21 protein-coding genes and 2 pseudogenes are annotated in these 22,759 nt (G+C 62.6%); 13 read left to right on the forward strand and 10 right to left on the reverse strand.

Annotation, left to right across the window (positions count from 1 at the left end):
• A partial coding sequence (locus IVA82_RS23565; RefSeq protein ID WP_247388681.1) for a UPF0149 family protein occupies window positions 1-325 on the forward strand: 325 nt, incomplete at its 5' end.
• Here IVA82_RS23565 and IVA82_RS23570 read toward each other — a convergent pair.
• A pseudogene (locus IVA82_RS23570) lies at window positions 322-1,124 on the reverse strand (IS5 family transposase). The gene IVA82_RS23565 and the pseudogene IVA82_RS23570 overlap by 4 nt on opposite strands.
• Before the next feature lie 461 nt (window positions 1,125-1,585).
• Here IVA82_RS23570 and IVA82_RS23575 point away from each other — a divergent pair.
• The 3 genes from IVA82_RS23575 to IVA82_RS23585 all read left to right on the forward strand — a co-directional run bounded on the left by IVA82_RS23575 (window position 1,586) and on the right by IVA82_RS23585 (window position 4,714).
• Window positions 1,586-3,550: an acyltransferase family protein gene (locus IVA82_RS23575; protein ID WP_247388682.1), complete on the forward strand. Its 1,965-nt coding sequence runs from the start codon at window positions 1,586-1,588 to the stop codon at window positions 3,548-3,550.
• A 407-nt stretch (window positions 3,551-3,957) separates the two neighbouring features.
• Window positions 3,958-4,131 (forward strand): hypothetical protein, encoded by a 174-nt coding sequence (locus IVA82_RS23580; protein ID WP_247388683.1) that lies wholly within the window; start codon window positions 3,958-3,960, stop codon window positions 4,129-4,131.
• Between the two features lie 217 nt (window positions 4,132-4,348).
• The gene (locus IVA82_RS23585; protein WP_247388684.1) at window positions 4,349-4,714 is read left to right on the forward strand and encodes a VanZ family protein; all 366 of its coding nucleotides are present in this window, start codon (window positions 4,349-4,351) and stop codon (window positions 4,712-4,714) included.
• Here the strand turns inward: IVA82_RS23585 and IVA82_RS23590 are convergent.
• Window positions 4,599-4,877, reverse strand: a complete 279-nt coding sequence (locus IVA82_RS23590) for a CHRD domain-containing protein (protein WP_247388685.1) — start codon at window positions 4,875-4,877, stop codon at window positions 4,599-4,601. The two genes, IVA82_RS23585 and IVA82_RS23590, sit on opposite strands and share 116 nt — an antisense overlap.
• An 8-nt stretch (window positions 4,878-4,885) precedes the next feature.
• Entirely contained in the window at window positions 4,886-5,170 is a 285-nt protein-coding gene (locus tag IVA82_RS23595; protein WP_247388686.1) for a hypothetical protein, read from the reverse strand.
• A 325-nt stretch (window positions 5,171-5,495) separates the two neighbouring features.
• Here IVA82_RS23595 and galE point away from each other — a divergent pair, with 325 nt between their 5' ends.
• The gene (gene galE / locus IVA82_RS23600) at window positions 5,496-6,488 is read left to right on the forward strand and encodes a UDP-glucose 4-epimerase GalE (protein WP_247388687.1); all 993 of its coding nucleotides are present in this window, start codon (window positions 5,496-5,498) and stop codon (window positions 6,486-6,488) included.
• 33 nt (window positions 6,489-6,521) lie between these two features.
• Here galE and IVA82_RS23605 read toward each other — a convergent pair whose 3' ends face one another.
• Complete coding sequence (locus IVA82_RS23605; RefSeq protein WP_247388688.1) at window positions 6,522-6,980, reverse strand: GrlR family regulatory protein; 459 nt, start codon at window positions 6,978-6,980, stop codon at window positions 6,522-6,524.
• Window positions 6,981-7,369: 389 nt separating this feature from the next.
• Between IVA82_RS23605 and IVA82_RS23610 the strand changes: the two genes are divergently transcribed.
• Both IVA82_RS23610 and IVA82_RS23615 read left to right on the forward strand, forming a co-directional pair.
• A complete protein-coding gene (locus tag IVA82_RS23610; protein ID WP_247388689.1) occupies window positions 7,370-8,041 on the forward strand; it encodes a hypothetical protein in 672 nt (223 codons plus the stop codon).
• A gap of 18 nt (window positions 8,042-8,059) precedes the next feature.
• Window positions 8,060-10,210, forward strand: coding sequence for an adenylate/guanylate cyclase domain-containing protein (locus tag IVA82_RS23615; RefSeq protein WP_247388690.1), 2,151 nt, complete (start codon window positions 8,060-8,062; stop codon window positions 10,208-10,210).
• A 271-nt stretch (window positions 10,211-10,481) separates the two neighbouring features.
• Here IVA82_RS23615 and pobA read toward each other — a convergent pair whose 3' ends face one another.
• Complete coding sequence (gene pobA, locus IVA82_RS23620; RefSeq protein WP_247388691.1) at window positions 10,482-11,654, reverse strand: 4-hydroxybenzoate 3-monooxygenase; 1,173 nt, start codon at window positions 11,652-11,654, stop codon at window positions 10,482-10,484.
• Window positions 11,655-11,704: 50 nt separating this feature from the next.
• Between pobA and IVA82_RS23625 the strand changes: the two genes are divergently transcribed.
• Complete coding sequence (locus IVA82_RS23625) at window positions 11,705-12,607, forward strand: helix-turn-helix domain-containing protein (RefSeq protein ID WP_247388692.1); 903 nt, start codon at window positions 11,705-11,707, stop codon at window positions 12,605-12,607.
• Window positions 12,608-12,882: 275 nt separating this feature from the next.
• Window positions 12,883-13,494, forward strand: coding sequence for an NYN domain-containing protein (locus IVA82_RS23630; protein WP_247388693.1), 612 nt, complete (start codon window positions 12,883-12,885; stop codon window positions 13,492-13,494).
• Between the two features lie 22 nt (window positions 13,495-13,516).
• On the opposite strand, the gene pcaG is transcribed toward IVA82_RS23630, so the two are convergent.
• Both pcaG and pcaH read right to left on the reverse strand, forming a co-directional pair.
• Window positions 13,517-14,143 (reverse strand): protocatechuate 3,4-dioxygenase subunit alpha, encoded by a 627-nt coding sequence (gene pcaG / locus IVA82_RS23635; protein WP_247388694.1) that lies wholly within the window; start codon window positions 14,141-14,143, stop codon window positions 13,517-13,519.
• Window positions 14,144-14,147: 4 nt separating this feature from the next.
• Window positions 14,148-14,930 (reverse strand): protocatechuate 3,4-dioxygenase subunit beta, encoded by a 783-nt coding sequence (gene pcaH, locus IVA82_RS23640; RefSeq protein WP_247388695.1) that lies wholly within the window; start codon window positions 14,928-14,930, stop codon window positions 14,148-14,150.
• Between the two features lie 94 nt (window positions 14,931-15,024).
• On the opposite strand from pcaH, the gene IVA82_RS23645 reads away from it, so the two are divergent.
• The 3 genes and pseudogenes from IVA82_RS23645 to IVA82_RS49055 all read left to right on the forward strand — a co-directional run bounded on the left by IVA82_RS23645 (window position 15,025) and on the right by IVA82_RS49055 (window position 18,875).
• Window positions 15,025-15,969 carry a LysR family transcriptional regulator gene (locus IVA82_RS23645; RefSeq protein WP_247388696.1) on the forward strand — a complete coding sequence of 315 codons (945 nt, stop codon included), beginning with the start codon at window positions 15,025-15,027 and terminating at the stop codon, window positions 15,967-15,969.
• A 51-nt stretch (window positions 15,970-16,020) separates the two neighbouring features.
• Window positions 16,021-17,325, forward strand: coding sequence for a nicotinate phosphoribosyltransferase (pncB, locus tag IVA82_RS23650; RefSeq protein WP_247388697.1), 1,305 nt, complete (start codon window positions 16,021-16,023; stop codon window positions 17,323-17,325).
• Between the two features lie 247 nt (window positions 17,326-17,572).
• A pseudogene (locus tag IVA82_RS49055) lies at window positions 17,573-18,875 on the forward strand (GGDEF domain-containing protein).
• A 28-nt stretch (window positions 18,876-18,903) separates the two neighbouring features.
• On the opposite strand, the gene tcuB reads toward IVA82_RS49055, so the two are convergent.
• Complete coding sequence (gene tcuB / locus IVA82_RS23665) at window positions 18,904-20,007, reverse strand: tricarballylate utilization 4Fe-4S protein TcuB (protein ID WP_247388699.1); 1,104 nt, start codon at window positions 20,005-20,007, stop codon at window positions 18,904-18,906.
• The gene (gene tcuA, locus IVA82_RS23670) at window positions 19,994-21,385 is read right to left on the reverse strand and encodes an FAD-dependent tricarballylate dehydrogenase TcuA (RefSeq protein ID WP_247388700.1); all 1,392 of its coding nucleotides are present in this window, start codon (window positions 21,383-21,385) and stop codon (window positions 19,994-19,996) included. The genes tcuB and tcuA overlap by 14 nt, the downstream gene beginning before the upstream one ends.
• A gap of 154 nt (window positions 21,386-21,539) precedes the next feature.
• Here tcuA and IVA82_RS23675 point away from each other — a divergent pair, with 154 nt between their 5' ends.
• Complete coding sequence (locus IVA82_RS23675) at window positions 21,540-22,223, forward strand: GntR family transcriptional regulator (protein ID WP_247388701.1); 684 nt, start codon at window positions 21,540-21,542, stop codon at window positions 22,221-22,223.
• Between the two features lie 26 nt (window positions 22,224-22,249).
• Here the strand turns inward: IVA82_RS23675 and ybaK are convergent, their stop codons facing one another.
• The gene (gene ybaK, locus IVA82_RS23680; RefSeq protein ID WP_247388702.1) at window positions 22,250-22,723 is read right to left on the reverse strand and encodes a Cys-tRNA(Pro) deacylase; all 474 of its coding nucleotides are present in this window, start codon (window positions 22,721-22,723) and stop codon (window positions 22,250-22,252) included.
• Between the last annotated feature and the right edge of the window lie 36 nt (window positions 22,724-22,759).

Below are 22,759 nucleotides of genomic sequence, written 5' to 3' on the forward strand. Positions count from 1 at the left end.
CAACCCGGATCGGTTCGAGCCGATCCATCATAGCAAGCCGAACGGCGACATCGATGCGCGTCCCTGGTGCCTGGGATTCCACGCCGCCATGCGACCTAGAATATCGGCTTGGGCGCCTCTGCTCGACACCCGCAACGTCAATCACGGACTGCTACTGCCCATCCTGATTCACTGTGAAGACGATCAGGGCTGTCCGCTGCTCGGACCGACAAACAAGGCCCGCCAGACCGAGCAATTCCTGCGCAACGCCCACAGCGATATCCCGGCGGCCGTCGAGGCCATGCGCCAGTATTGGATGCCGATCCGCTACGCCCGCGCTGGCTAACAACTGCCTACGTGGCTGCTCATGCCGGTTACCAAAGAGTGACATCGGCGAGGCACTCGGGTCGAACCGCGCCATAGCCTGATTGAGGCGAGTTGAACGAAGGCGAGGTAGTTGGCGGCAAGCTTGTCGTAACGGGTCGCCACCCGACGACATTGCTTGATCCTGTTGAAGAACCTCTCAACTCGATTGCGGGAGCGATATAGGTAAGGACTAAAACAGATCGGCTCGCTGCGACTGCTTTTGGGCGGGATGTTCGCCCATGCGCCTTTCTTCATCGCAATTTCTCTAAGGCGTCATAGCCACGGTCCGCAAGCAACATCGATCCAGGCTTTATGCGAGACAGGAGTTTTCCAGCAAGCCGATTATCGTGAGCCTCGCCGGGTGTCAGCGCAAGCCGGACCGGCAGGCCGTTCGTATCGACAAGCGCATGAATCTTGCTCGTCAAGCCGCCGCGTAACCGTCCCATGCATTGTCTTCTATTGCGGTTGATGCAGGCTCCATGCTGACGCACACGGACTATCGACGTGTCGATCATTTGCACAGCGGCATCATGTGCGCCTGCCAGGGCGTTCATAATCGCGGCCCACACACCTGCTCGTCGCCAACGAACGAAACGGTTGTAGCAGGTAATGTACGGGCCGAGGGCGTCAGGTAGATCGCGCCATGGCGTCCCGGATCGTAAGACCCAGAAGATGCCGTTGAGTACACGGCGGTCATTCACCCGCGGTACGCCGCGCGGCTTGTTCGGCAACATTGGCTTGATGGCAGCCCACTCCCGGTCGGTGAGTTCGTAGCGCATGATTCGAGCCCCCAGTTTGGGAGTTTGAATCACGGCTGCAGGGCAGGCTCAACGTGAGCTCGCCAAGGAGGCGTTTGGACGCTATCCGCCCGAAAGCAGACGAATTATGCTCACATTGAGTTTTGTCGAGTTTGACCCTTAGTCGACTCTCCAACAAGGGCCGCGAGTGTGCGTTATGGAGGCTAAAGCTGAAGTCACCGGACATGGCGACTTGACGGCTTCCGGAGCTGATCTGCTGCTTTCTTCTGAGCACCTCGGGTCACGCCCGACGCTTCCGCTCTATCGGGCGACACCTACACGGGGCGACCGGGCTCCCATTGTGACCCGCCGGACCAATTCTCCAACAAGAGTCCTTTGCTCGGTCACCGCCCCACGAATAGCCGAAAATCGCCAAACTGCGAACGAATTGCGCAGCGCTGAATGCGTCTGCTTTTTTTGATGCGATGTAGTCAGTAACAGACATGCAACCTGTATCGCGCGCGGCGGCCCATTTCAGAGCGGATGTGGAGGGGCTCAGGGCAATCGCAGTTCTGTCGGTCGTTGCCTTTCACTACGAAGTTCCAAGCGTAACCGGCGGATTTGTCGGTGTCGACGTCTTCTTTGTCATATCAGGTTACCTGATCTCGCAACTTCTGCTTCGGGAGATAGCCGCGACCGGGAAGCTCGATTTTCTTGGCTTCTACGGTCGCAGAGCTAAGAGGCTTTTGCCCGCCGCCCTCGTGGTCACGGTAGCAACGTTGATCATTGGATACTTCGTGCTAGCGCCGTTTGAACAGAAGGAAATGGCCAAATCGGCCACCGCTTCTGCGCTCTATGCAGCCAACGTTTGGCTCCTTCGCCAATCAACGAATTATTTCGCGCCCGAAAGTTCGCTCAATCCCTTTCTTCATACGTGGTCACTGTCGGTCGAGGAACAATTCTATTTGGTTTGGCCGGCGTTTCTCCTAATGGTCGGCCGCTTCAGCCAAAAGGTCCTGCTGATAGCTTTATTGATCGTGGTGTTCGGATCCTTCGCCGCTTGCATCTACCTGACCTATGGCAAGCAAGCTTGGGCATTCTATCTGGCGCCCCCTCGAGCGTGGGAGTTCGGAACAGGAGCTCTGATCGCAACAAGGCCGTTCGAGCACTGGATGAGGCCTGGCTCGAGTGGGCCGATCGTTGGATGGTTGTCATTCGCGGTTCTCATCCTGTCATTCTTTGCTATCGACGGCTTCATGCCGTTCCCGGGCGTAGTTGCAATGGTTCCAGTGTTCGCCACAGCGCTGTTGCTGCTTACGGGGGACAACCCTGCTGGACCGTCCGCTTTGCTTAGGATGCATCTATTTCAATTCTTCGGTGCCCGATCTTATGCCATTTACCTCTGGCATTGGCCGATTGCAGTGCTTGGTACGGTACTTCTTGGCGGTACGGCACTGGCCCATTGCCTGTTCTTTGTGATGACAGTCGTTCTCTCCTCGCTCAGCTTCGCTTGGCTCGAACGCCCGATCAGAGCTAGTTACTGGCTAGCACAACGATCTGCACGATCAATTGCCATGGGCGGTGCCCTTACGCTAATCGCCACAGTTGCCGGCGTCCTTTCGTTCACGATTGCACATTATGTTACGGATGCTGCGCAAGCGACCATAGTTGCCTCAACCTCCAAGTATTCACTTTCGAGTGAGAGTGGTTGTCTAGCCGGGTTCACGACACAGAAGCCAATTCGTTGCGTGTTCGGCCCATCGAGCTATACGAAGACAATTGTTCTGTTGGGAGATTCTCACGCCGATCAATGGACAACCGCGCTTACAGCTATTGCCGAACAGAAGGGATGGCGGCTTATCACTTATCTAAGGGCCTCCTGTCCTGTCGCTGATATTCCCGTTTCCACGGTCTACAGTTTGCGACTTCGTCGTCTTTCGCCCCAGTGCGCAAGCTGGCGCGAGCAGACAATCGCTATGATAAAAAATCAAGATAGCCCCGACGCGATACTGCTGGCGCAGTTTTCGAGCGGGAACGTCAAGGGACCATTCACCAATCTGGGACCTCACGCGGTGAGCATTGAGACGTGGGAGCGTGGATTATTTAGAGCGCTTAAGGAGCTTGAACCACTCGGCGCCAAACTAATCGTGGTCCGCGACAATCCCACTCCTTACCACCCGGTCGGGAATTGTCTCGCTCGGGCGGAATGGCGAGGCCTGCCACTCAGCACCTGTAGCCGTAGTCTATCGCTCACTATAAGTGATGAAGTGATCGAAGCTGAGCAACGTGTCGTCTCGTCCATCAACAACGCGCGCATGATCGACCTAACATCGTCAATTTGCACAGACTTGGTGTGTCCGGCCATTCGTGACGGCATCGTTGTTTATAGGGACGCAAACCATCTCACAGTTGATTTCACACTGCTTCTTATGGATCGTCTCGCGGCAGAACTGATAGCTGCCCTCTGACAATCGAGCTACCAAGACCCTAGCTGGAGCTTCATTTCGCGGCGGCAACCTTATGTCCGACGCTTCTGCTGACTCACTGTGCATGAGCAGGGCTTGCTCGCCAACGCGCTGGTGCTGCGACGTCTGGAAATCACAACGGGACATTCTCGACTGCGGCCATCAACACGCTCGAACTGGACTCGGTGTGCGGAGATCTCCGTGATTATACGGATGCAAACTCGCGATCCTGCCCCGGTAAGGTTGAGCGGTTAGCTTAACCCGCGTTGTTTGTTGCGAAGTCTCACCGATCGCTTATCCATCGCCTCACCGGGCTCCCCCAAGCTCGGCCCCACCCAAGCAAAGCCGCCGAGCGACATGGGTCCGCTTGGCGGCTTTGTCTTTGTCTCGACGAGAGGATGATTTCGGTTATGGCGCGCAAGCCCTGGTCGTTCAAGGAAGACCGCCGGCTAATGGAGTTGGCCAAGTCTTCGGCTTCCCTGGAGGAGGCGGCGAAACAGCTCGGGCGCTCGCCCGATGCGATCAAGCGCATGGCCTTGCGCCTTGGTCTTTCGTTGAAATCGAGGACAAGTAAGAAGTCTTAGGGTCGGAATCGATGCGTCGAATGCGGCAGAGGCCGCTGGCGCATGGCCGCATCTTCGATCGAGGGCAGCGCGTTAGTCGCCTGACCGATTTCGAACCATTCGCTGAGACAGCCCCCATCCGCGGATTGCCTCCGCCGCGTGCTGGAGAAGCAGCAAGCACTTTAACGATATTCGCGTCTTTCGAAGCGAAACGCTCCTCGACCGGCTATGCTGGACCATGCGCCGAAATCACCTGTTTGCCGCTGCGGGAATCTGCCTCGCCCTCATCGCCTACGCCACGTTGGCAAGGCTTGCGGGGAGGCCGGCGCTGATGGGACATCACGAGGCTTATTGGGTCGTTGTGATCGAGCGCTTCAGCGCCTACGGGCTGTTGGGCTTTCTTCTGTCGTTCCTGCTGCCCGGACGGCTCGCTGTGGCCTGCTCGCTTGTCATAGCGGTCGCAATGGGGCTGGAGCTCCTGCAGGCGCTCACATCCGATCGCGATCCCGGCTTCCTGGACGTGCTGCAGAAAGCGGCAGGCGGCACCGTCGGTGTGCTCCTCGCCCAGGCGATCTTGGCCTTCTTACCCAGACCCCCTGCCTGAAGCCAGCAGGCCCCACCTGCCCGCGAAGCTCGCCGCCCGGATTCGCAGCAATGTGAATGTTTGCGTACCACTTCCCAGCAATTCCGGATGCAAATCTCTGCCTGATTCTGGACAACTTTCGCGAGAATCTCGGCTCCGCACGCACCCCTTCGATCGGCTGCATGCAGCGGATTAGGCTGACCCGCGTCGGCGGAGGAACTCGTTCGGCGTCAGCAGCTCTGCCATCTGGCGATGCGTGGCCCGGAGCGCCCCGATGGCGCTATCCAGATCAAAATCGGCATCGCGGACAGATGCGAAGAATTTGGCTGTCAGCGCCAGATCCAGTTTAACACGGGTTGCGCCATCGCGACTTTTGCGACGGTCCAGCGACAAATGGATGGCCCGCATTCTGGCTTCTGCAGGCGTGCAATCGCTGAGCGTCGCAAGTTCGTCATATGTCATCCAGATCTGAGGCATGTCCCTGTCCGTCCCTTGTTATCAGCCAGAACCTAGATTTCACCTGTAAAGGCAGGGTTGCCGCGCGCGATTGCGTGTCGTTTTCGCGGCAACAGCGTCAATGCAAAGCTAAGAAGAAGCAGACCTCCGCGCGACCGCTGGAATCCTTTTAGCTTCTCGATAGCTAGGACAATCTCGCGCCAACGTGTAGACAGCTTGTGCCGCGGGCCGAATGGCTCGCAAATGCGCCAATCGTGCTCGCTGCGGATTTGCTCATGACCACAGTTGCTTGGATCATTGTTGATTCTGCTCTAGGATGCCTCGAGCAGAACGTTTTAGAGGTGACATGACCGACCGATCGACCGTCCTCGTCACAGGGGGCGCGGGCTATATTGGCTCGCATGCCTGCCGCGCGCTGGCCGCGGCCGGCTATCAACCCGTCGTCTACGACAATCTTTCCACCGGGCACCGCAGCTTCGTGGCCGGTCCGCTGGTCACCGGCGATCTGCTCGACGGAACGACGCTGGCGCGCGCCTTCGCCGACTACAAGGTCGCGGCGGTGATGCATTTTGCGGCGGCGAGCCTTGTCGGCGAATCCATGACCGATCCGCAGAAATACTACATCAACAATGTGCAGGGCACGCTGTCGCTGTTGCAGGCGATGCGCAAGGCGGGCTGCACGCGCATCGTGTTCTCCTCGACCGGCGCCGTCTACGGCAACGCCGATTCCAAGGAACTGCCAGAGGATTTTCCCTGCGCGCCGATCAACCCCTACGGTGCGTCGAAATGGATGATCGAGCGCATGCTCGCCGATCACCGCGCGGCCTACGGCTTCGGCGCGTTTTGCCTGCGCTATTTCAACGCCAGCGGCGCCGATCCGGCCGGCGGCATCGGCGAGTTGCGTGACAACGAGACCCATCTCATTCCGCGCGCCATGATGGCGTTGCAGGGGCACGTCGACTTTGCCGTATTCGGCGACGATTACGACACGCCCGACGGCACCGCGATCCGCGACTACATCCATGTCACCGATCTCGCCGCGGCACATGTCGCGGCGCTGAAACTGCTGGAACAGGGGCATGCCGGCGGCAGCTTCAATCTCGGCACCGGCTCCGGCTTTTCCGTACGCGAAATCCTGACCGCCATCAGGCAGGAGACCGGGCGCGAGGTGCCCCACACCGTCAAGCCGCGCCGCGCCGGCGATCCCACCTATCTTGTGGCCGATCCCTCCGCCGCGCGAAAAGTGCTGAACTTCGTGCCTGGACATTCCGACCTGCCCAACGTGATCCGCACCGCCTGGGCCTGGCACCAGAAGGCGCATCCACTCCGCCAGCGCTGACGATGAGGACGGTCAAAGCCGGGGACGAGTGGCCTACGGTCGATTCCGCTCCGACCCCGGCGATCCCGGCACAACCGGTTGGCGCGGTCTCGAACGGCTGTCGAGGCCCCTGGGCAGCTTGTCGGCATTGAGCCTCACGACGGCGCCTCTGGCGTCGGCGGCGGGCTGATCCTCCTGGCTGTAAATCAACGTCGCCTCGAACTTCACGTCCGGCACTTGCCTGGCGGTCCCTGAGCAGGTCGCAACCAGGCCGTTGCACGCACCCGAGAGATTGACCTCGACTTCGTCCGGCCCGAACACGCTCGGCGGGCCGTCGGCATACCGATGCACGGTCAGAACGCCCGAAAAGTGCAGCTCATCCACCCGATAGGAGCCGCCATAGGTGAAGAAGCTGTCGCCACCCGAGATCCGGCCCTCGGTCAGATGCACGACGCCGGTGCCCTGGCCACGCGGGGTCCTGAACCATGCAGCGTATTTGCCGTCTCTCAGCATGAAAAACATCCATCGCAAAATTCACCCGTATTTGCGACGAACTCTGGCGCGCGACAATGACCGATGCAGTGAGCATTCCGCCACGGTTAACGCTCTAACAAACCAAGGCTTAAAGTTGCAGCCTCCTCCGTCGGACGACTACCGCCCGAGATGCTGTAAGCGCCGTCGTCTCGGCCTCAAGACGGCCGCGATCCCGGTCGCCGCACGCATTGCCGCGATTGCGACGTTTGCAACGGCTCCGCTTTCTGCCATCACGGATTTGAACCTGTTCCTGATAGAGTGCACCAATACGAAGAGTGATTCTGGTCACACTTGCCTGGGCGCTTCGCTGCTAAGCATTGCACCAGGACGGGGACCGGCAAAGCATGTCGAATTGGATGAGAATACCCATGAAAAGCCTGATCGGCGCCTTTGTCGGCGCGTTCTGTCTTGTGGCTCCCGCTTTGGCGGAGACTCCGGCCGCGATCGTCGAAGAGGTGCAGGGCAAGATCGACGGTGTCGAGTTCATGGATTATGTGGCTCCCGGCAAGATCATCAAGCTCGGACCGAAGGCGAGCATCACGCTCGGCTATCTCAAATCCTGCCTGCGCGAGACCATCAGTGAAGGCGTCGTTCTCGTCGGCACCGAACAGAGCACCGTGCAACTCGGCAACGTCCAACGCGTCAAGGTGCCCTGCGATACCAATGCGGCGCAGCTCTCCGAGCGCGAGGCCAACCAGAGCGCCGCAACCACGTTCCGGACCGTACGGTCCGACACCAAGGGCGCCGTTCCACCGAAGCTGCCGACGATCTACGGCGTCGCGCCGCTGGTCCAGGCCAAGAGCGGCAGCACGCTGGTCATCGAACGCACCGACGGCAAGGAGCCCACAATCAACGTGCCGCTCAAGAGCGACATCATGGTCCGCGGCAAGTTCTATGACTTTGCCAAAGCCGGGAAGTCACTGACCCCGGGCGGCAGCTATCTCGCAACCCTCGGCGCCAAGCGCTATGCCTTCCAGGTCGACGCCAGCGCCACCTCGTCGCCGACGCCGATCGTCAGCCGCCTGCTGCGGCTCGAATAGACGGCCTGCGACGGCGCGATGCGGCGGATCGGCAGGGGCGACATCATAGCGGCGATCCTGATTGCGCTCCTTGCGGGCGCGATCTTCACGTCTCCGCCGCTTCAGACGCTGCAAGGGCTCTCGCTCGACATCCTCACGGCCTTGCGCGGCAGGCTCATCGGCGACGGCCGCGATCCCGCGACATCGCCGGTCGTCGTGGTGGCGATCGATGGGGAGACCTACGACACCCCGCCGTTCAAGGGATCGCCGACGCAGACCTGGACACGCGAGATCGGCCGGGTGCTCGGGAGCATCGCCGAGGGCGGCGCCAAGGTCATCGGCTTCGACGTCATCTTCAAGAACTCGATCGAGCAGTCGGAAATTCCCTTTGGTGACGCGCCGCTCGGCGCCCGCATGAAGGGATTCGACCGCGACTACCTTATCGCCCTGCGACAGATCTCCGACAGCGGCAAGCTCGTGCTCGGCGATACCCTGAGCAACGATCATCCGGACGTGCCCTATCGCGCTCAGCAAGTGGCGGTGCGCAACAACATCCGCGCGCTCAATGTCCATACCGACACCGACGACGTGATCCGGCGGATGCCGCTGAGCTTTTCCATCCAGGACAGGCCGGTCCCCGCCATGGCAGTCGAGCTGGCGTCCCGCGCGCTCGGTGCAAAAGCAGAAATCGGACCGTCCGGCGTGACGGACTTGTCCGGCTATTCCATCCCGAGCGCCGTAGCCAACACGCTGACGCTCAATTTTCGAGGAATGGGTCGCGACATTCCGACGTATTCATTCGCCGACCTGCGCGCATGCGTCGAGAAGGGCGACCGCGATTTCTTCCGCCGCGCCTTCGACGGCAAGGTCGTGCTGCTCGGCACCGTCCTCAATTTCGAGGACCGCAAGCTCACCTCGATGCGCCTGTCCGGCGGATATGACGGGACGCCGGCCGCGCGATGCGCCCTGCCGGCTCCGGCGCGCACCGCGCAGAAGGCCCGCAACGACATCGCCGGCGTTTTCGTGCATGCCGCCGTCGTCCGAAACCTGATCGAGCGCGATGCCGTGACGGAGCTCGGCTTTCCGCTGCGAACCATTCTGACGATCGTGTTCGCGGCGATCGTTGCCTGCGCGGCCTGCATGCTCGCACCGGGCGGCGCGCTGATCGCATGGTTCGCACTCACCGCCGTTTACGTCGCCGTCACTGTCGGCGCGTTCGTTCATGCATTGGCGCTGCCGCTGGGCGAGCCTGCGCTCGCGGGCCTTGCTGCGCTCGCCATGATGATCGGCTACCGCTTCGTCGTCGCCGACCGTGAGGAGCGCTTCCTGCGCAAGAGTTTTGCATTCTATCTCGCCCCCGAGGTCATCGACACCATGGTTGCATCCGGCAAGATGCCGGCGCTCGGCGGCGAGATGCGCAACGTCACCATGTTCTTCTCCGACCTCAGCGGCTTCTCCTCCATCGCCGAGGCGATGACGCCGGGCGAGCTGGTGACTCTCATGAACGAATATCTGTCGGCGATGACCGACATCATCGAGGGCCATGGCGGCTACGTCGACAAGTATATCGGCGATTCCATCGTCGCCATGTTCGGCGCCCCCGCCGACGATCCCACGCACGCGCGCAACGCAGTGCGCGCCGCGTTGAAGTGCCACGAGAAGCTGGCCGAACTCAACGCGAGCAATGCTGCCTTCGCCGGCCGCGGCTTGTCGCATCGCATCGGGCTCAACAGCGGCGCAGCCGTGGTCGGCAATATCGGCTCAAAGCGCCGCTTCAACTATACCGTGATGAGCGACACCGTGAACGTCGCCTCCCGGCTCGAAGGCGCCAACAAATATTACGGCACCGCGATCATGGCCTCGGAGGCGACGGTCGCGCAGACCGGCGACACCTTCGCCTGGCGCGAGCTCGACGCGATCAGAGTGCTGGGACGCGGCGAGGCGATCAAGGTGTTCGAGCCGCTGGCAGAGAAGGACGCGGAGAGCGCAGAGCAGAAGAAGGTGGCTGCGGCTTACGAGGAAGGGTTGGCACGCTGGCGTGCACGGGAGTTTGCTGAGGCGGTTGATGCATTCGAGGAAACGGCAACGATCGATCCGGCATCGACGCTATTCGCGAAGCGCGCAAGATCCCTCGCCGCAAATCCACCTCCGCCAGAGTGGGCACCGGTCAATACGCTGGAAGGGAAGTAACGGCTTCAACCGCGGGCCCGGCTTCCCCTCTCCCCTTGTGGGAGAGGGTGGCATAGGCGGCCTTCGGCCGCCGTGCTCAGAACGCCGATGCTTCGCATCGGCTATGGCGCAGCGGCGGGACGGGTGAGGGGTCTCTCTCCGCGCGTAAATCTCTTACGCTAGAAGGCGCGGATGCAACCCCTCATCCGGCGCTTCGCGCCACCTTCTCCCACAAGGGGAGAAGGGAACGCACCGGAGTTTGCGTTGCATTTGTCCGCAAATCAATCCGCCACTAGAACGGCAGCCCCACATAGTTCTCCGCCAACAATCGCTGCGCCGTCTCGGACGAGAGCAGATAGTCCAGCTCCGTCTGCTGAAGCCTATCCTCGTAGTCGGCCCGGTCGGGCAAGCGATGCAGCAGCATCGTCATCCACCAGGAGAAACGCTGCGCCTTCCAGATCCGCGCGAGTGCCTTGGCCGAATAGCCCTTGAGCCCGGAATCGTCGCCGTCCTGATAATGCGCGAGCATGGCGCGATAGAGATAGTAGATGTCGGAAGCCGCGCTGTTGAGCCCGCGTGCACCGGTCGGCGGAACGATGTGGGCGGCATCGCCGGCGAGGAACAGGCGGCCGTAACTCATCGGCTCGGCGACGAAACTGCGCAGGGGCGCGATGCTCTTCTCGATCGAGGGGCCCGTGATCAGCCGCGCAGCAACTTCGTCCGGCAAGCGGCGCTTCAGCTCGGCCCAGAACGCGTCATCCGGCCAATCCTCCAGCTTGTCGGTCAGCGGCACCTGAATGTAATAGCGGCTGAGCACCTGGGACCGCAGCGAGCACAGCGCAAAGCCGCGCTCGTGCTTCGCATAGATCAGCTCCGGCGACACCGGCTTGGTGCGCGACAGCACGCCGAGCCAGCCGAACGGATAGACTTTTTCATATTCGCGCAGCACGTCCTTCGGGATCGACTTGCGGCTGACGCCGTGAAAGCCGTCGGCGCCGACGATATAGTCGCAATCGACACGGATGGTTTCCCCGTTCGCGCGGTAAGTCACGTAAGGCCGCGCCGACGTCAGGTCGTGCGGCGTGACGCTCTCGGCGTTGTGCACGACTTTGCCGCCGTGGCGGTCGCGCGCTTCGTAGAGGTCGCGTGTCAACTCGGTCTGGCCGTAGACCAGCACCGAATTGCCGCCGGAATGCTTATAGAGATCGATCTGGGAGAGTACCCCGTCATGGGCGATCTCGAAGCCCTTGTGGATCTCGCCTTCGCGGTCCATCCGCTCGCCGCATTGCGCCTCGCGCATCAGCTTGGCAAAGCCGTGCTCGAGCACGCCGGCGCGGATGCGCGCCAGCACATGGCTGCGGCTGTATTTCTCCAGCACGACCGTGTCGATGCCCTTGAGATGGAGCAACTGGGACAACAGCAGCCCGGACGGCCCACCGCCGATGATGCAGACCTGAACCTTCATTTTTGCGTCCTCCCGTCAGCACTATTTTTCAGATTTTTCGCTGCACACCGATGGAGGGATCGACCTTTGTCTTGTACAATTCGAACATGAGCATCACGGCCCCCGCCCCGGCGATCCGGGTCTACAACCTCTTCGGCGAGTCCCGCGATTTGCCCGATGTGGTCCATTGCGAGACCATCGCGTCCCGCTCGGTGCTGCACGACTGGACCCTGGCCGTGCACCGCCACGCGCGGTTGCACCAGGTGCTGCTGATCGAGCGCGGTGGCGGCGAGGCGACGCTCGACGGCCGCGTGGTGCCGCTGAGGCCGATGCAGATCGTCAATGTGCCGGTCGGCCACGTCCACGGCTTCCGCTTCGTCCCCGGCACGCAAGGCTGGGTGCTGACCATCGCCGCGGAAATTCTGGACGAGGCGCTGCTCGCCGCCGAAGGCCTGCGCGGCGCGCTGTCGCGCTCGGCGGTGGTGCGCGGCACGCCGCAGATCCGCGCCACCATGAAGCAGATCTTTGCCGAGCACGCCGGGCGCAATTTCGGCCGTGCGCATCTGTTGCGGGCGCTCTCGGCCGCCATGATCGGGCTGGTGGCGCGCGCGCTCGCCAGTGAGAGCAGCGGCAATGGCACGGCCGAATCCGGCCTGTTCCGGCGCTTCGAGGCCCTGCTCGAGATGCATCATCTAGAGCGCTGGAGCGTCGCGGACTATGCCAAAGCACTCTTGATCACGCCCACCCATCTGAACCGGGTGACGCGGACGGCGACCGGCGACACCGCCTCGCACCTGATCCTCAACCGGTTGATCCGCGAGGCGCGGCGCAACCTCGTCTATACCAACCTGCCGGTGTCGACGATCGCCTATGCGCTCGGCTTCGAGGATCCCGCTTATTTCAGCCGGGTCTACGCCGCCGCCACCGGCCTCTCGCCGCGCGCGTTCCGCGCGCGGCTCCATGGCGGCGAGTAGCGACTCCATCTACCTTGGTATAGAACGACGAACCCTTGGGATATGCGCCGTTTACTTCCGTACAATTGAGCATGGAATGCGGACGGCTTAGCGTGGCTGTATTGGGCGCCCCGGCGCCGGTGGCATCAACCTCCCTGACCTGGCGCATGACGGCCACCCCTGTCCGGTCGTCTGCGCCGTTTTTTTAGCAAAGCACTTAGTGTCTTCCGACCAACACACTGAGCCTCAGGGGCCGAACCTACAGGCTCGCACGAGGAACTGGAGATTTGTGCACCATGTCTTCGTTTGAGAAGATCGCACTCTTCATCGATGGCGCCAATCTTTATGCCACCTCAAAGGCACTCGGTTTCGATCTTGATTACAGGCGTCTGCTCAGCGAATTTCAGGGCCGAGGCACGCTGCTTCGAGCCTTCTACTACACGACCGTTATTGAGGATCAGGAATATTCATCAATCCGTCCGCTGATCGATTGGCTCGACTATAACGGGTACACCGTCGTCACCAAGCTCACCAAGGAGTTCGTTGACGCCAACACCGGTCGGCGCAAGGTGAAGCGCAGCATGGATGTGGACCTCGCCGTGAGCGCGATGGAGCTCGCCGCGCACGTCCATCAGATCGTGCTGTTCTCGGGAGATGGGGATTTTCGCTCGCTGGTCGAATCCCTGCAACGCGGCGGCGTCCGCGTGACGGTCGTCTCCACGCTCGCCACCCAGCCGCCCATGGTCGCCGACGAACTGCGCCGGCAGGCGGACGTCTTCATTGATTTGGCAGAACTGAAAGCAAGAGTGGGGCGCGACCTCGCCGAGCGGCCGGGATCGCGCGAGATGCGTCAGCCACCGCAATTCCTCGCGCGCGGAACGATCGATCGAGGCAACCGGGTGGAATGATCCTGCGGGACACCCCAGATCGTCAAACGTCGAAGAACACCGTCTCCTGCGGCCCCTGCAAATTGACCGTGAACGAATACACGACCTTGTCGGCGCGCTCGCCGCGCTTGGCGATCAACGTCGCACGCCGCACCGGCTGCTCGATCAGGTTCAGCACGGGATCGGCGGCATTCGCCGCTTCTTCGTCCGAGAAATAGAGCCGCGTGTTGAGCCCGATATTGATGCCGCACGCGACGATCCAGACGTTGACATGCGGCGCACATCTGCGGCCCGCTTTGTCCGTGATCGCGCCCGGCTTGATGGTCTCGAATGTCACCACCCCGCTCTCGAAATCCGAGCCGGCGCGGCCCCAGCCCCGAAAATCCTCGTTCGCCCCGCCAGCGGAGCAGTCGGCCGGATGGTTGTAGCGGCCGGCCGCGTTGGCCTGCCAGATTTCGAGAAGCACGTCGCGTAGCGGCGTGCCGCTGCCGTCGAGCACCCTGCCTTCCAGTATGATGCGCTCGCCCTTGGTGCCTGGCGTCACCAGCACGTTGGAGAAGTTCTTCTCGAAAATATTGAAGCCGGCCATGGCCGGGATCAGGCCGATGTGGACGTAAGGTCCGGCAGTCTGCGAGGCGGTTTCCTTGAGATAGTTGAGCGGCTGCGGCATTGGCTCAGTTCCCCTCGGTGCGGCTTTCGAAATAGGTGGAGTGGGCGCCGCGCAGCACGATATCGAAGCGGTAGGCGAGCGAGTCGAACGGCGTCGAGGCGTTGAGGTCGAGCGGCGCCACGAGGCGGTCAAGCGCATCCTTGTCCGGAAGCGTCGTCAGGATCGGACAGATCGGGATCAGGGGATCGCCCTCAAAATACATCTGGGTGATCAGGCGTTGCGCGAAGCCCGAACCGAACACCGAGAAGTGGATATGGGCGGGACGCCAGCTGTTGACGTAGTTGCGCCAAGGATAGGGGCCGGGCTTCACGGTGCGGAAATAATAGTAGCCGGCGTCGTCGCTCAGCGCGCGGCCGCAGCCGCCGAAATTCGGATCGATCGGCGCCAGATAGGTGTCCTTCTTGTGCCGGTAGCGGCCGCCGGCATTGGCCTGCCAGAACTCGACCAGCGTGTTCGGCACGCCCCGCCCGGTCTCGTCGAGCACCCGACCGTGCACGATGATGCGCTCGCCAACGGGGTCGCCGTCCTTGGCGTAGTTGCGAATCAAATCGTTATCGAGTGGCCCGAGATCATTGTGGCCGAACACCGGTCCGGTGATCTCTGAGACCGAATTCTCTAGCGACAACAGGGCTTGGCGCGGCGAGCGCAGCACCGAGGATTTGTAGCCGGGCACGTGGGGCGGCGGGTGGATCGAGCGGTCGCGCTGAAAAAAGCCGCCATCGCGGGCCGTGAACGGCTCGGGACGGTTGAGGCGGGGATCCTGCAAGGCGGGCGCCTGGGCATTCATCGGCGTTGTCTCTCCCTCTGGCGCCCCGTTTGGGCGCACGGTTTATCGGGAGATCATGGGCCCGGCTATTCTCAAGATAAATAGATCGATTATAATGAATTACATGAAAGAAATCGATCATTTAGCGCTCGACGGCCATGCGCTTGAATTGTTCCTGGCCGTGCTGGAGGAAGGCTCGGTGACAGCGGCTGCGACGCGGCTCGGCCTGACGCAGTCAGCGGTCAGCCACGCCCTGAATAAGCTGCGGCGGATCGCCGGCGATCCGCTGTTCGCCAAGTCCGGCCGCGGCATCGTCGCCACCGCGCACGCCCAGGCGCTCGCAGCGAAGGCCCGCGCGCTGATCGACGAGATGCGCAGCTTTGCCGGCGGCGTCACCTTCGAGCCGGCGAGCGCCCAGCTTTCGCTCACGGTCGCAGCCAACGATTTCCAGCGCGACCTGCTGCTGCCGCGTTTCTTCGGACATGTCGCCGCGCAGGTGAAGAGCCTGAACCTGCGCGTGATCCCCTCGCAATCGCCCTCACCCGCAATGCTGCGCGAAAGCCGCTGCGATCTGCTGATCACGCCGCTGCCGCCGTCCGGCGTCGACATCGTGCAGAAGCGCCTGCTGAGAGATCACTACGTCTGTTACTATGATCCGAAAGCACGTGCCGCGCCTACCGGCCGTAGCGCCTATCTCGCGGCGCGCCACATCACGGTGGTCTACACCGACAATGAACGGCTCGACTTCGACCGCCGGCTCGCGGCCAACAGCTTCCATCGCGATATCGCCATCTTCGTGCCGAGCTTTTCCGGCGTGCCGCCCTTCCTGCGCGGCTCGTTAATGCTCGCAAGCATGCCGAGCCTGCTGGCCTCCGGCGTCATGCGCGGCTTCGCCCATGTGCGCATTCCGCTGCCCTCGCGTACGCAAACGCTGGCCGAACTGCCGATGTTCATGGTCTGGCATCAGCGCTATCAAAAGGACCCGGCCCATCGCTGGATCAGAAACCAGCTCGAGACCGTGGCGGCGACCCCCGCGGGCTCTGGCCCCGCGAAAACCTGATCCCCGCTAAACCCACTGGTTGCGCCGCGGCGGCCACGCTAGAATTCCCCCATGACAGTGACCGACATTGCGAGCCGGACCTACAATCACAGCTGGCGGCTGGATCCCATCATCCGCAGCCTGCTTGATACCGATTTTTACAAGCTATTGATGTTACAGATGATTCGGGAGACCTACCCGAGTCAGCAGGTGACCTTCTCGGTCATCAACCGGTCGCGCCATGTGCGCCTTGCCGAGATCATCGACGAGAGCGAGCTGCGCGCCCAGCTCGATCATGCCCGCACCATCCGCTTCACCAAGAAGGAGCTGATCTGGCTCGCCGGTAACACCTTCTACGGCAAGACCCACATGTTTTCGGCGGACTTCATCCGCTGGCTCGCGGAATTCCGTCTGCCCGAATACGAGCTGCGCAAGGTCGATGGCCAGTACGAGCTGCATTTCCACGGACCGTGGACCCACACTACGATGTGGGAAATTCCGGCGCTCGCCATCCTCAACGAATTGCGCTCGCGCGCGGCGATGAAGGGCCGCGGCCGCTTCGAGCTAGACGTGCTCTACGCCCGCGCCAAAGCCAAGCTGTGGACCAAGGTCGAGCGGCTGCGCAAGCTCGAGACGTTGCGCCTGTCCGACTTCGGCACCCGCCGCCGCCACGGCTTCCTCTGGCAGCGCTGGTGCGTGGAGGCGGTCAAGGAAGGCTTGGGACCGTCCTTCATCGGCACCTCCAACGTGCTGCTCGCGATGGACAACGATCTGGAAGCGATCGGCACCAACGCGCATGAGCTGCCGATGGTCGCGGCGGCGCTGGCCAAGGACGACGAGGAATTGCGCTGGGCGCCCTATCGCATCCTCGACCAGTGGCGCCAGACCTATGGCGGCAACCTGCTGATTGCGCTGCCCGACGCCTTCGGCACAAAGGCCTTCCTGCGCGATGCGCCGGAATGGGTCGCCGACTGGACCGGCTTCCGTCCCGACAGCGCGCCGCCGATCCAGGCCGGCGAGGAGATCATCAAATGGTGGGAGCAGAAGGGCCGCAATCCAAAGGAGAAGCTGCTCGTGTTCTCCGACGCGATGGACGTCGGCTCGATCGAGGACACCTATCACCATTTCGGCGGCCGCGTGCGGCTCTCCTTCGGCTGGGGCACCAATCTCACCAATGATTTTGTCGGCTGCCCGCCTGACGCCTCGATCAATCTCGATCCGATCTCGATCGTCTGCAAGGTCTCGTCGGTCGACGGCCGCCCGGCCGTCAAGCTCTCCGACAATCCGGAGAAGGCGACCGGCATTTCCTCGGAGATCGAGCGTTACCTGCGCGTCTTCGGCGACGCCGGCCGCGTGCGCAAACCCGTGCTGGTCTAGCCCCAAGCCGAATTCTCTCGATCGAGTAAATCGCGCGCCACGCATTCGAGGCATCGCCTCGCAGATACCGCGTCAGTTCCGGTTGGGCGGCATTTGCAACGATCTGCAAGAATCCGCCTCACAACGCCTTCACCTTTCAACGCAGTCTTCCCGCATTTTCAGGTCGAGTTAAGCACCTTTTGCGCGTAATCCGCGTAATGAGCGGAACGCTCCGCTGGGGTCGTTGAGCGACTTGGGGAATGCAAACGTGTTTCGCACAACAGCGACGTCGACGAAGGGACGCAGTCTCCTTCATGTCATCAAGCTCGTCTCGCCTTTCGTCATGGTCGTCGTGCTCCAGGCGGCGGTCGGCGGCTTCAGCCTGGAGGTGATGTCCTCGGTGCGCGCCTATGTCGCCGGCGAGGCGATGTGGTCGCGCTCGCAGAAGAATGCCGTCTATTTCCTCAATCTCTATCTGCATTCCGGCGACGCCAGCCAGTTCGCGCACTATCAGACCTCGCTCGCCGTCCCCATTGGCGACGAATTCGCGCGGTGGGCGCTCGAGCGCGATCCGGTCGACGTCGAGGCCGCCCGGATCGGCTTCCTGCAAGGCGGCAACCATCCTGACGACGTCCCCGGCCTGATCTGGCTGTTCCGCAATTTCAGCCATGTGATTTTTCTCCGCGACGCGATCCGGGAGTGGGCTGCCACCGATCCCACTGCTGGAGCTGAGCGTCTTCGGCGAAGTCATCCGCTCCGAGTGGACGAAAGGTCCCATTCGCGACAGCGACCGTCTGCGATACCTGTCGTCGCGGCTCTCGGAGCTGAACAGCCAGTTCACGGGGCATGCCAAGCGCTTCTCCACCGTCCTCGGCGAGGGCTCCCAAGGTGACGTTGACGCTCGTCAACGTCGTCACCGCCTTGACGCTGATTCTGCTCCTGATCTGGCACACGCGACGATTGGTGCTGCAACGGCAGGCGTTCGAGGACGCATTGCGTGCCGAGAAGGACCGCCTCGCCTGGCAGGCCTCGCATGACTGGCTGACCGGACTCGCGAACCGCCGCGCGTTCGAGGCGCGCCTGCAAAGCGAGCTCGACCATACCAGAGAAGGCTCACTGGGCCTGATCCTGCTCGATCTCGACCAGTTCAAGAACGTCAACGACAGCTGCGGCCATCTCGCAGGCGATCGCCTGCTGCGCCAGATCGCGCAATTGTTGCAGCAGGACCGGCGGTCGCATGATCTCGTGGCCAGGCTCGGCGGCGACGAATTCGGTCTGATCCTGCCGCAGTGCTCGCCTTACGACGCCGTCGATGTCGCCGAACGGCTGCGCACCTCGCTCGAACTGTTCAATTCGCCTGGGACGATCGTTGCTTTACGGTGACCGCCAGCATCGGCGTTGCCTGCTTCGCCGACGGCAACGCCACGCTCGAGGAGGCGATGCGGCGTGCGGATGCCGCCTGCTACCGCGCCAAGGAAAAGGGACGCAACCGGGTTCAGGTCGACGCCGCGAGGTCCGACATCGTCCTCGTCGCAAGCCGGCCGCGCGAAGTGGCCGCCGCGCGAGCCTGATCCCAGATCCCGCGGGCTTACCCCCCGATCAGGACACCTCTGCCTTCCGCTCCTGCGCGTAGCGCACCAGTGCGGCGAAGCGATAGATGCCGTGCACGAACTTGCCGTAGGGCATGGTGATGAACAGTGCGAACACGGCACCGAGATGCAGCGCCAGCAGCGGTCCCATCGCAGCGGTCTCACGCAAAGCCAGCAGCGCCATGCCGGTGAGACCGGTCAGGAACAGCATGGCGATGAAACCGACATCCATGCCGTAGCGCTGCTCGTCCAGCAGCGCGGGATCGCGTCGCATCCGCGCTGCGATCAGACCGATCGGCCCGACAATAAGGCCGATGCCTCCGAGCGTGCCGAGCACCACTGGCAGGTCCCACCAAGGATAGGGCGCCTCGCGTCCCCACACATAGTGATAGAGCGTGGCCACCGACGTCGCAGCGAAGCAAAGCAGGAAACCGTAGAAGGTCAGGTGATGATACAGATTGCGCCGGTCAGTCGGCTTGTCGTCCTCGTTGTAGCAACCGACGCCGCCGCCATCCAGATAGCGCAGTTCGCCGGCATCCCGGATGGCCTGCAGGATCGAGCCACCCTCCGCGCGGCCGCCGATCGGCGCGCCGATGTCGCGCCAGAACGCGCGCACGCTCATGACCAGCGCAAAGATCGCATAGAGGAACGCGGCGCTGAACAGCGCGGCCATCGCGTTGTGCGGCATCAGCCGGTAGAACGCGCCGGGGCCGGCGTGGACGCCGAACAGCACGCCGCGGTCGTTCATGGCGGCAAAACCGAGAATGAAGGCAGCCATGCTGAGCGCGGCGACGATGCTGATGACAAGACCATTGCGCGCAAAGGCGCCGGACAGTGCCTGCGGCCAGGCATAGGCCGCATAGGACTCGGCACGCGCGATCGCAAGCGTCTTGGGAACATTGACGTTGAACTCGTGCGGCGGCGAGAACTGGCAGTCGACGTAGCAGGCGCCGCAGGCATGGCAGAGGTTGGCGAGATAGTTGAGGTCGCCGTCGGAGAAGGCGCGCCGCATCTCCATCGCCGGAAATACTGCGCACAAGCCCTCGCAGTAGCGGCAGGAATTGCAGACCGTCATAAGTCGGTCAGCTTCGTCAAGAATCCTAGTTCCGTGCATGTTTCGCCGCTTCCCGTCCTGCGATCCTACCGAACACGCTGCCGATGGTCATGCCCATGCCGGCGGCATAGCCCTTGCCGAGCACGTTGCCGGCCATGATCTCGCCGGCCGCGAACATGTTCGCCGACGGCTCGCCGTCCGTCATCAGCATGCGCGCCTCCTTGGTCACGCGCGTGCCGAGATAGGTGAAGGTGATGCCGGGCCGCACTGGATAGGCGAGATAGGGCGGCGTCGCGATGCGACGTGCCCAATGCGTCTTCGGCGGCACGATGCCTTCGGTGCGGCAGTCGTCCAGGATGGTGTGATCGAACGTGCCCGGCTGCACCGCGGCGTTGAATTCGGCGATGGTCTGTTCCAGCGCAGCCGGATCGAGTTCGAGCTTGCCGGCCAACTCAGCCACAGTCTGCCCCGCAATCGGCGGGAACAGCGTCGGCATGAAGGAAGTGACGACGGTCGAATCGAAGATGATGTAGGCGATCTGGTCGGGCTGGGCTGCAACCAGCCGGCCCCAGATCGCGTAGCGCTTCGGCCAGATGTCCTCGCCCTCATCGTAGAATCTCTGGGCGTGCTTGTTGACGACGATGCCGAACACGACGGAGTCGTGGCGCGTGATGATGCCGCCGTCGAATTTCGGCGCGCGCGCGTCGATCGCGACCGCGTGGCACTGGGTGGGATCGCCGACCTCCTGCACGCCCTTGGCGAGCAGCATCTTCAGGATCGAGCCGCGGTTATAGGGCGTGCCTCGGATCAGGAAATTGTCGGCGGCCTCGCCCCAATATTGCTTCAGCCATTCGATGTTGGCCTCGAACCCGCCGGCCGCGGCGACCAGCGATGTCGCGCGGAGCTCGGTCTCGCCCTTGATCGGCCGCTGGAGGCGGGCGGCGAGAAACATGCCGTCTTCGATGACGAGATCGGTGACCTCGGCGTCGTACTCGACCTCGACGCCGAGCCGCTCGGCGGTGAGGTAGAGCGCGTTCAGCATCGCCCGGCCGCCGCCGAGAAAGAAGGAGTTGGTACGGCCGAGGCTCAGCGTGCCGCCGAGTGACGGCTGCCAGCGCACGCCCTGCTCCACGATCCAGTTCAGGATGTCCTTGGACTCCCGGATCATGTGGCGTGCAAGCACCTCGTCGGTCTGCCCGCCAGTCACGCGCAGGAGATCCTCCCAGAACTCGTCCTCGGTATAGGGGCCGGTCAAAATCTCGGTCGCAGCGTCATGGGCGCAGCGCATGTTGCGGGTGTGGCGGGTGTTGCCGCCGCGATAGAATTTCGGCGCGCCTTCAAGCACGAGAACGGAGGCGCCGCTGCGCCGCGCACTGATGGCAGCGCACAACGCCGCATTGCCGCCGCCGATCACCAGCACGTCGTATTTGCTGCTCATGCCTTACGCCCGATGCGACAAAGTTAGAGACATTCTGCCCAACACGAGCCAAGCACGTCGGACTATCATTGCGCATCTTTGTATACAAAGCTATACAATGGTGCGCAAGCGGCATCACTGCATGGGCAGGATGCGCCCCGCGTTTCGGGGGACCATGGCCAGAGGCCCGGCAAAGGCAGGCGGATCGATCGCGCGCGGCACCGGCGTCGCGCTGGGCGAAGCCGTGTTCCGCTCACTCTGCGAAGCGCTCCAGGCTGGCAGCTACCGCGCTGGCGACCGCCTGCGTGAGGAGGAAGTCGCGCAGCGGCTCAAGGTCAGCCGCACGCCCGTCCGCGAAGCTCTCGGCCGGCTTGCGGCGCGCGGTTTCGTCGAACCCGCTGGCGGCCGCGGGCTGATCGTGCGCAGCCTCGACATTTCCGAGGTGCTCGAGCTCTATGCGATGCGCGAGATCATGGAAGGCGCGGCCGCCCGCCTTGCCGCCGAGCATGCCTCGGCGCCCGAGATCGATGCGTTCAGGGATATCGAGCAGGCCTTCACCGAGGCCTCCGAGACCGACGCAGTCGAGATGGCGAGGCTCAACCGTATCTTCCACGAGGCGGTCTGCCGCGCCGCGCGCAACCGCTATCTCGACAACGCCTCCCGCGAGTTGCAGGACTGGATCGCGCTGCTTGGCCCCACGACCTTCACGGTGACGGGCCGGCCCTCGACCAGCCATGGCGAGCATCAGGCGATCATCGATGCCATCGCTCTGCGTGATGGCGACAGGGCCGAGCAACTGGCACGGTCGCATATTCGCGAGGCGCTACGCTGCCGGCTGAAGTTGTTGCAGAAGCAGTAGCGGCAAGACGGGTGCGGCAAGACGGGTCAGGCAACCACATCCGCTGTTATCGCTTTTATTGCGTCGCATAGATCGCGCGGCTTCAGCCGCAGCTGCAGTCCGCGCTGACCGCCGTTGACGTAGACCCGATCGTGCGCCATCGCGCTCTGCTCGATCACGGTGGGTACCGCTCGCCGCTGCCCGAACGGGCTGATGCCGCCGACCTTGAAGCCGGTGACGCGTTCGGCCTCAGGCGGCTTCATCATCTGCGCCGACTTGCCGCTCACGACGGCGGCGAGCTTCTTCATCGAGACTTCCTGGTCGGATGGAACGATCACGCAGACCGGCTTGCCGTCGACCAGCGCCATCAGCGTCTTCAACACGCGCGCCGGATCCTCCGCCAACGCGGATGCAGCCTGAAGGCCAATGCTCTCGGCGTCGGGATCGTAGTCGTAGGTGTGGACGGTGAAGGCAACACCGGCGGCTGCGAGTGCTCGTGTGGCGGGGGTGGCTTTGGACATGCGTCACATCTAGCACCGTCGCTGCGGGGAGCGAAG

Origin of the sequence: Bradyrhizobium sp. 142, from assembly GCF_023074015.1 — a bacterium.
In the GTDB taxonomy this organism is placed as follows: domain Bacteria; phylum Pseudomonadota; class Alphaproteobacteria; order Rhizobiales; family Xanthobacteraceae; genus Bradyrhizobium.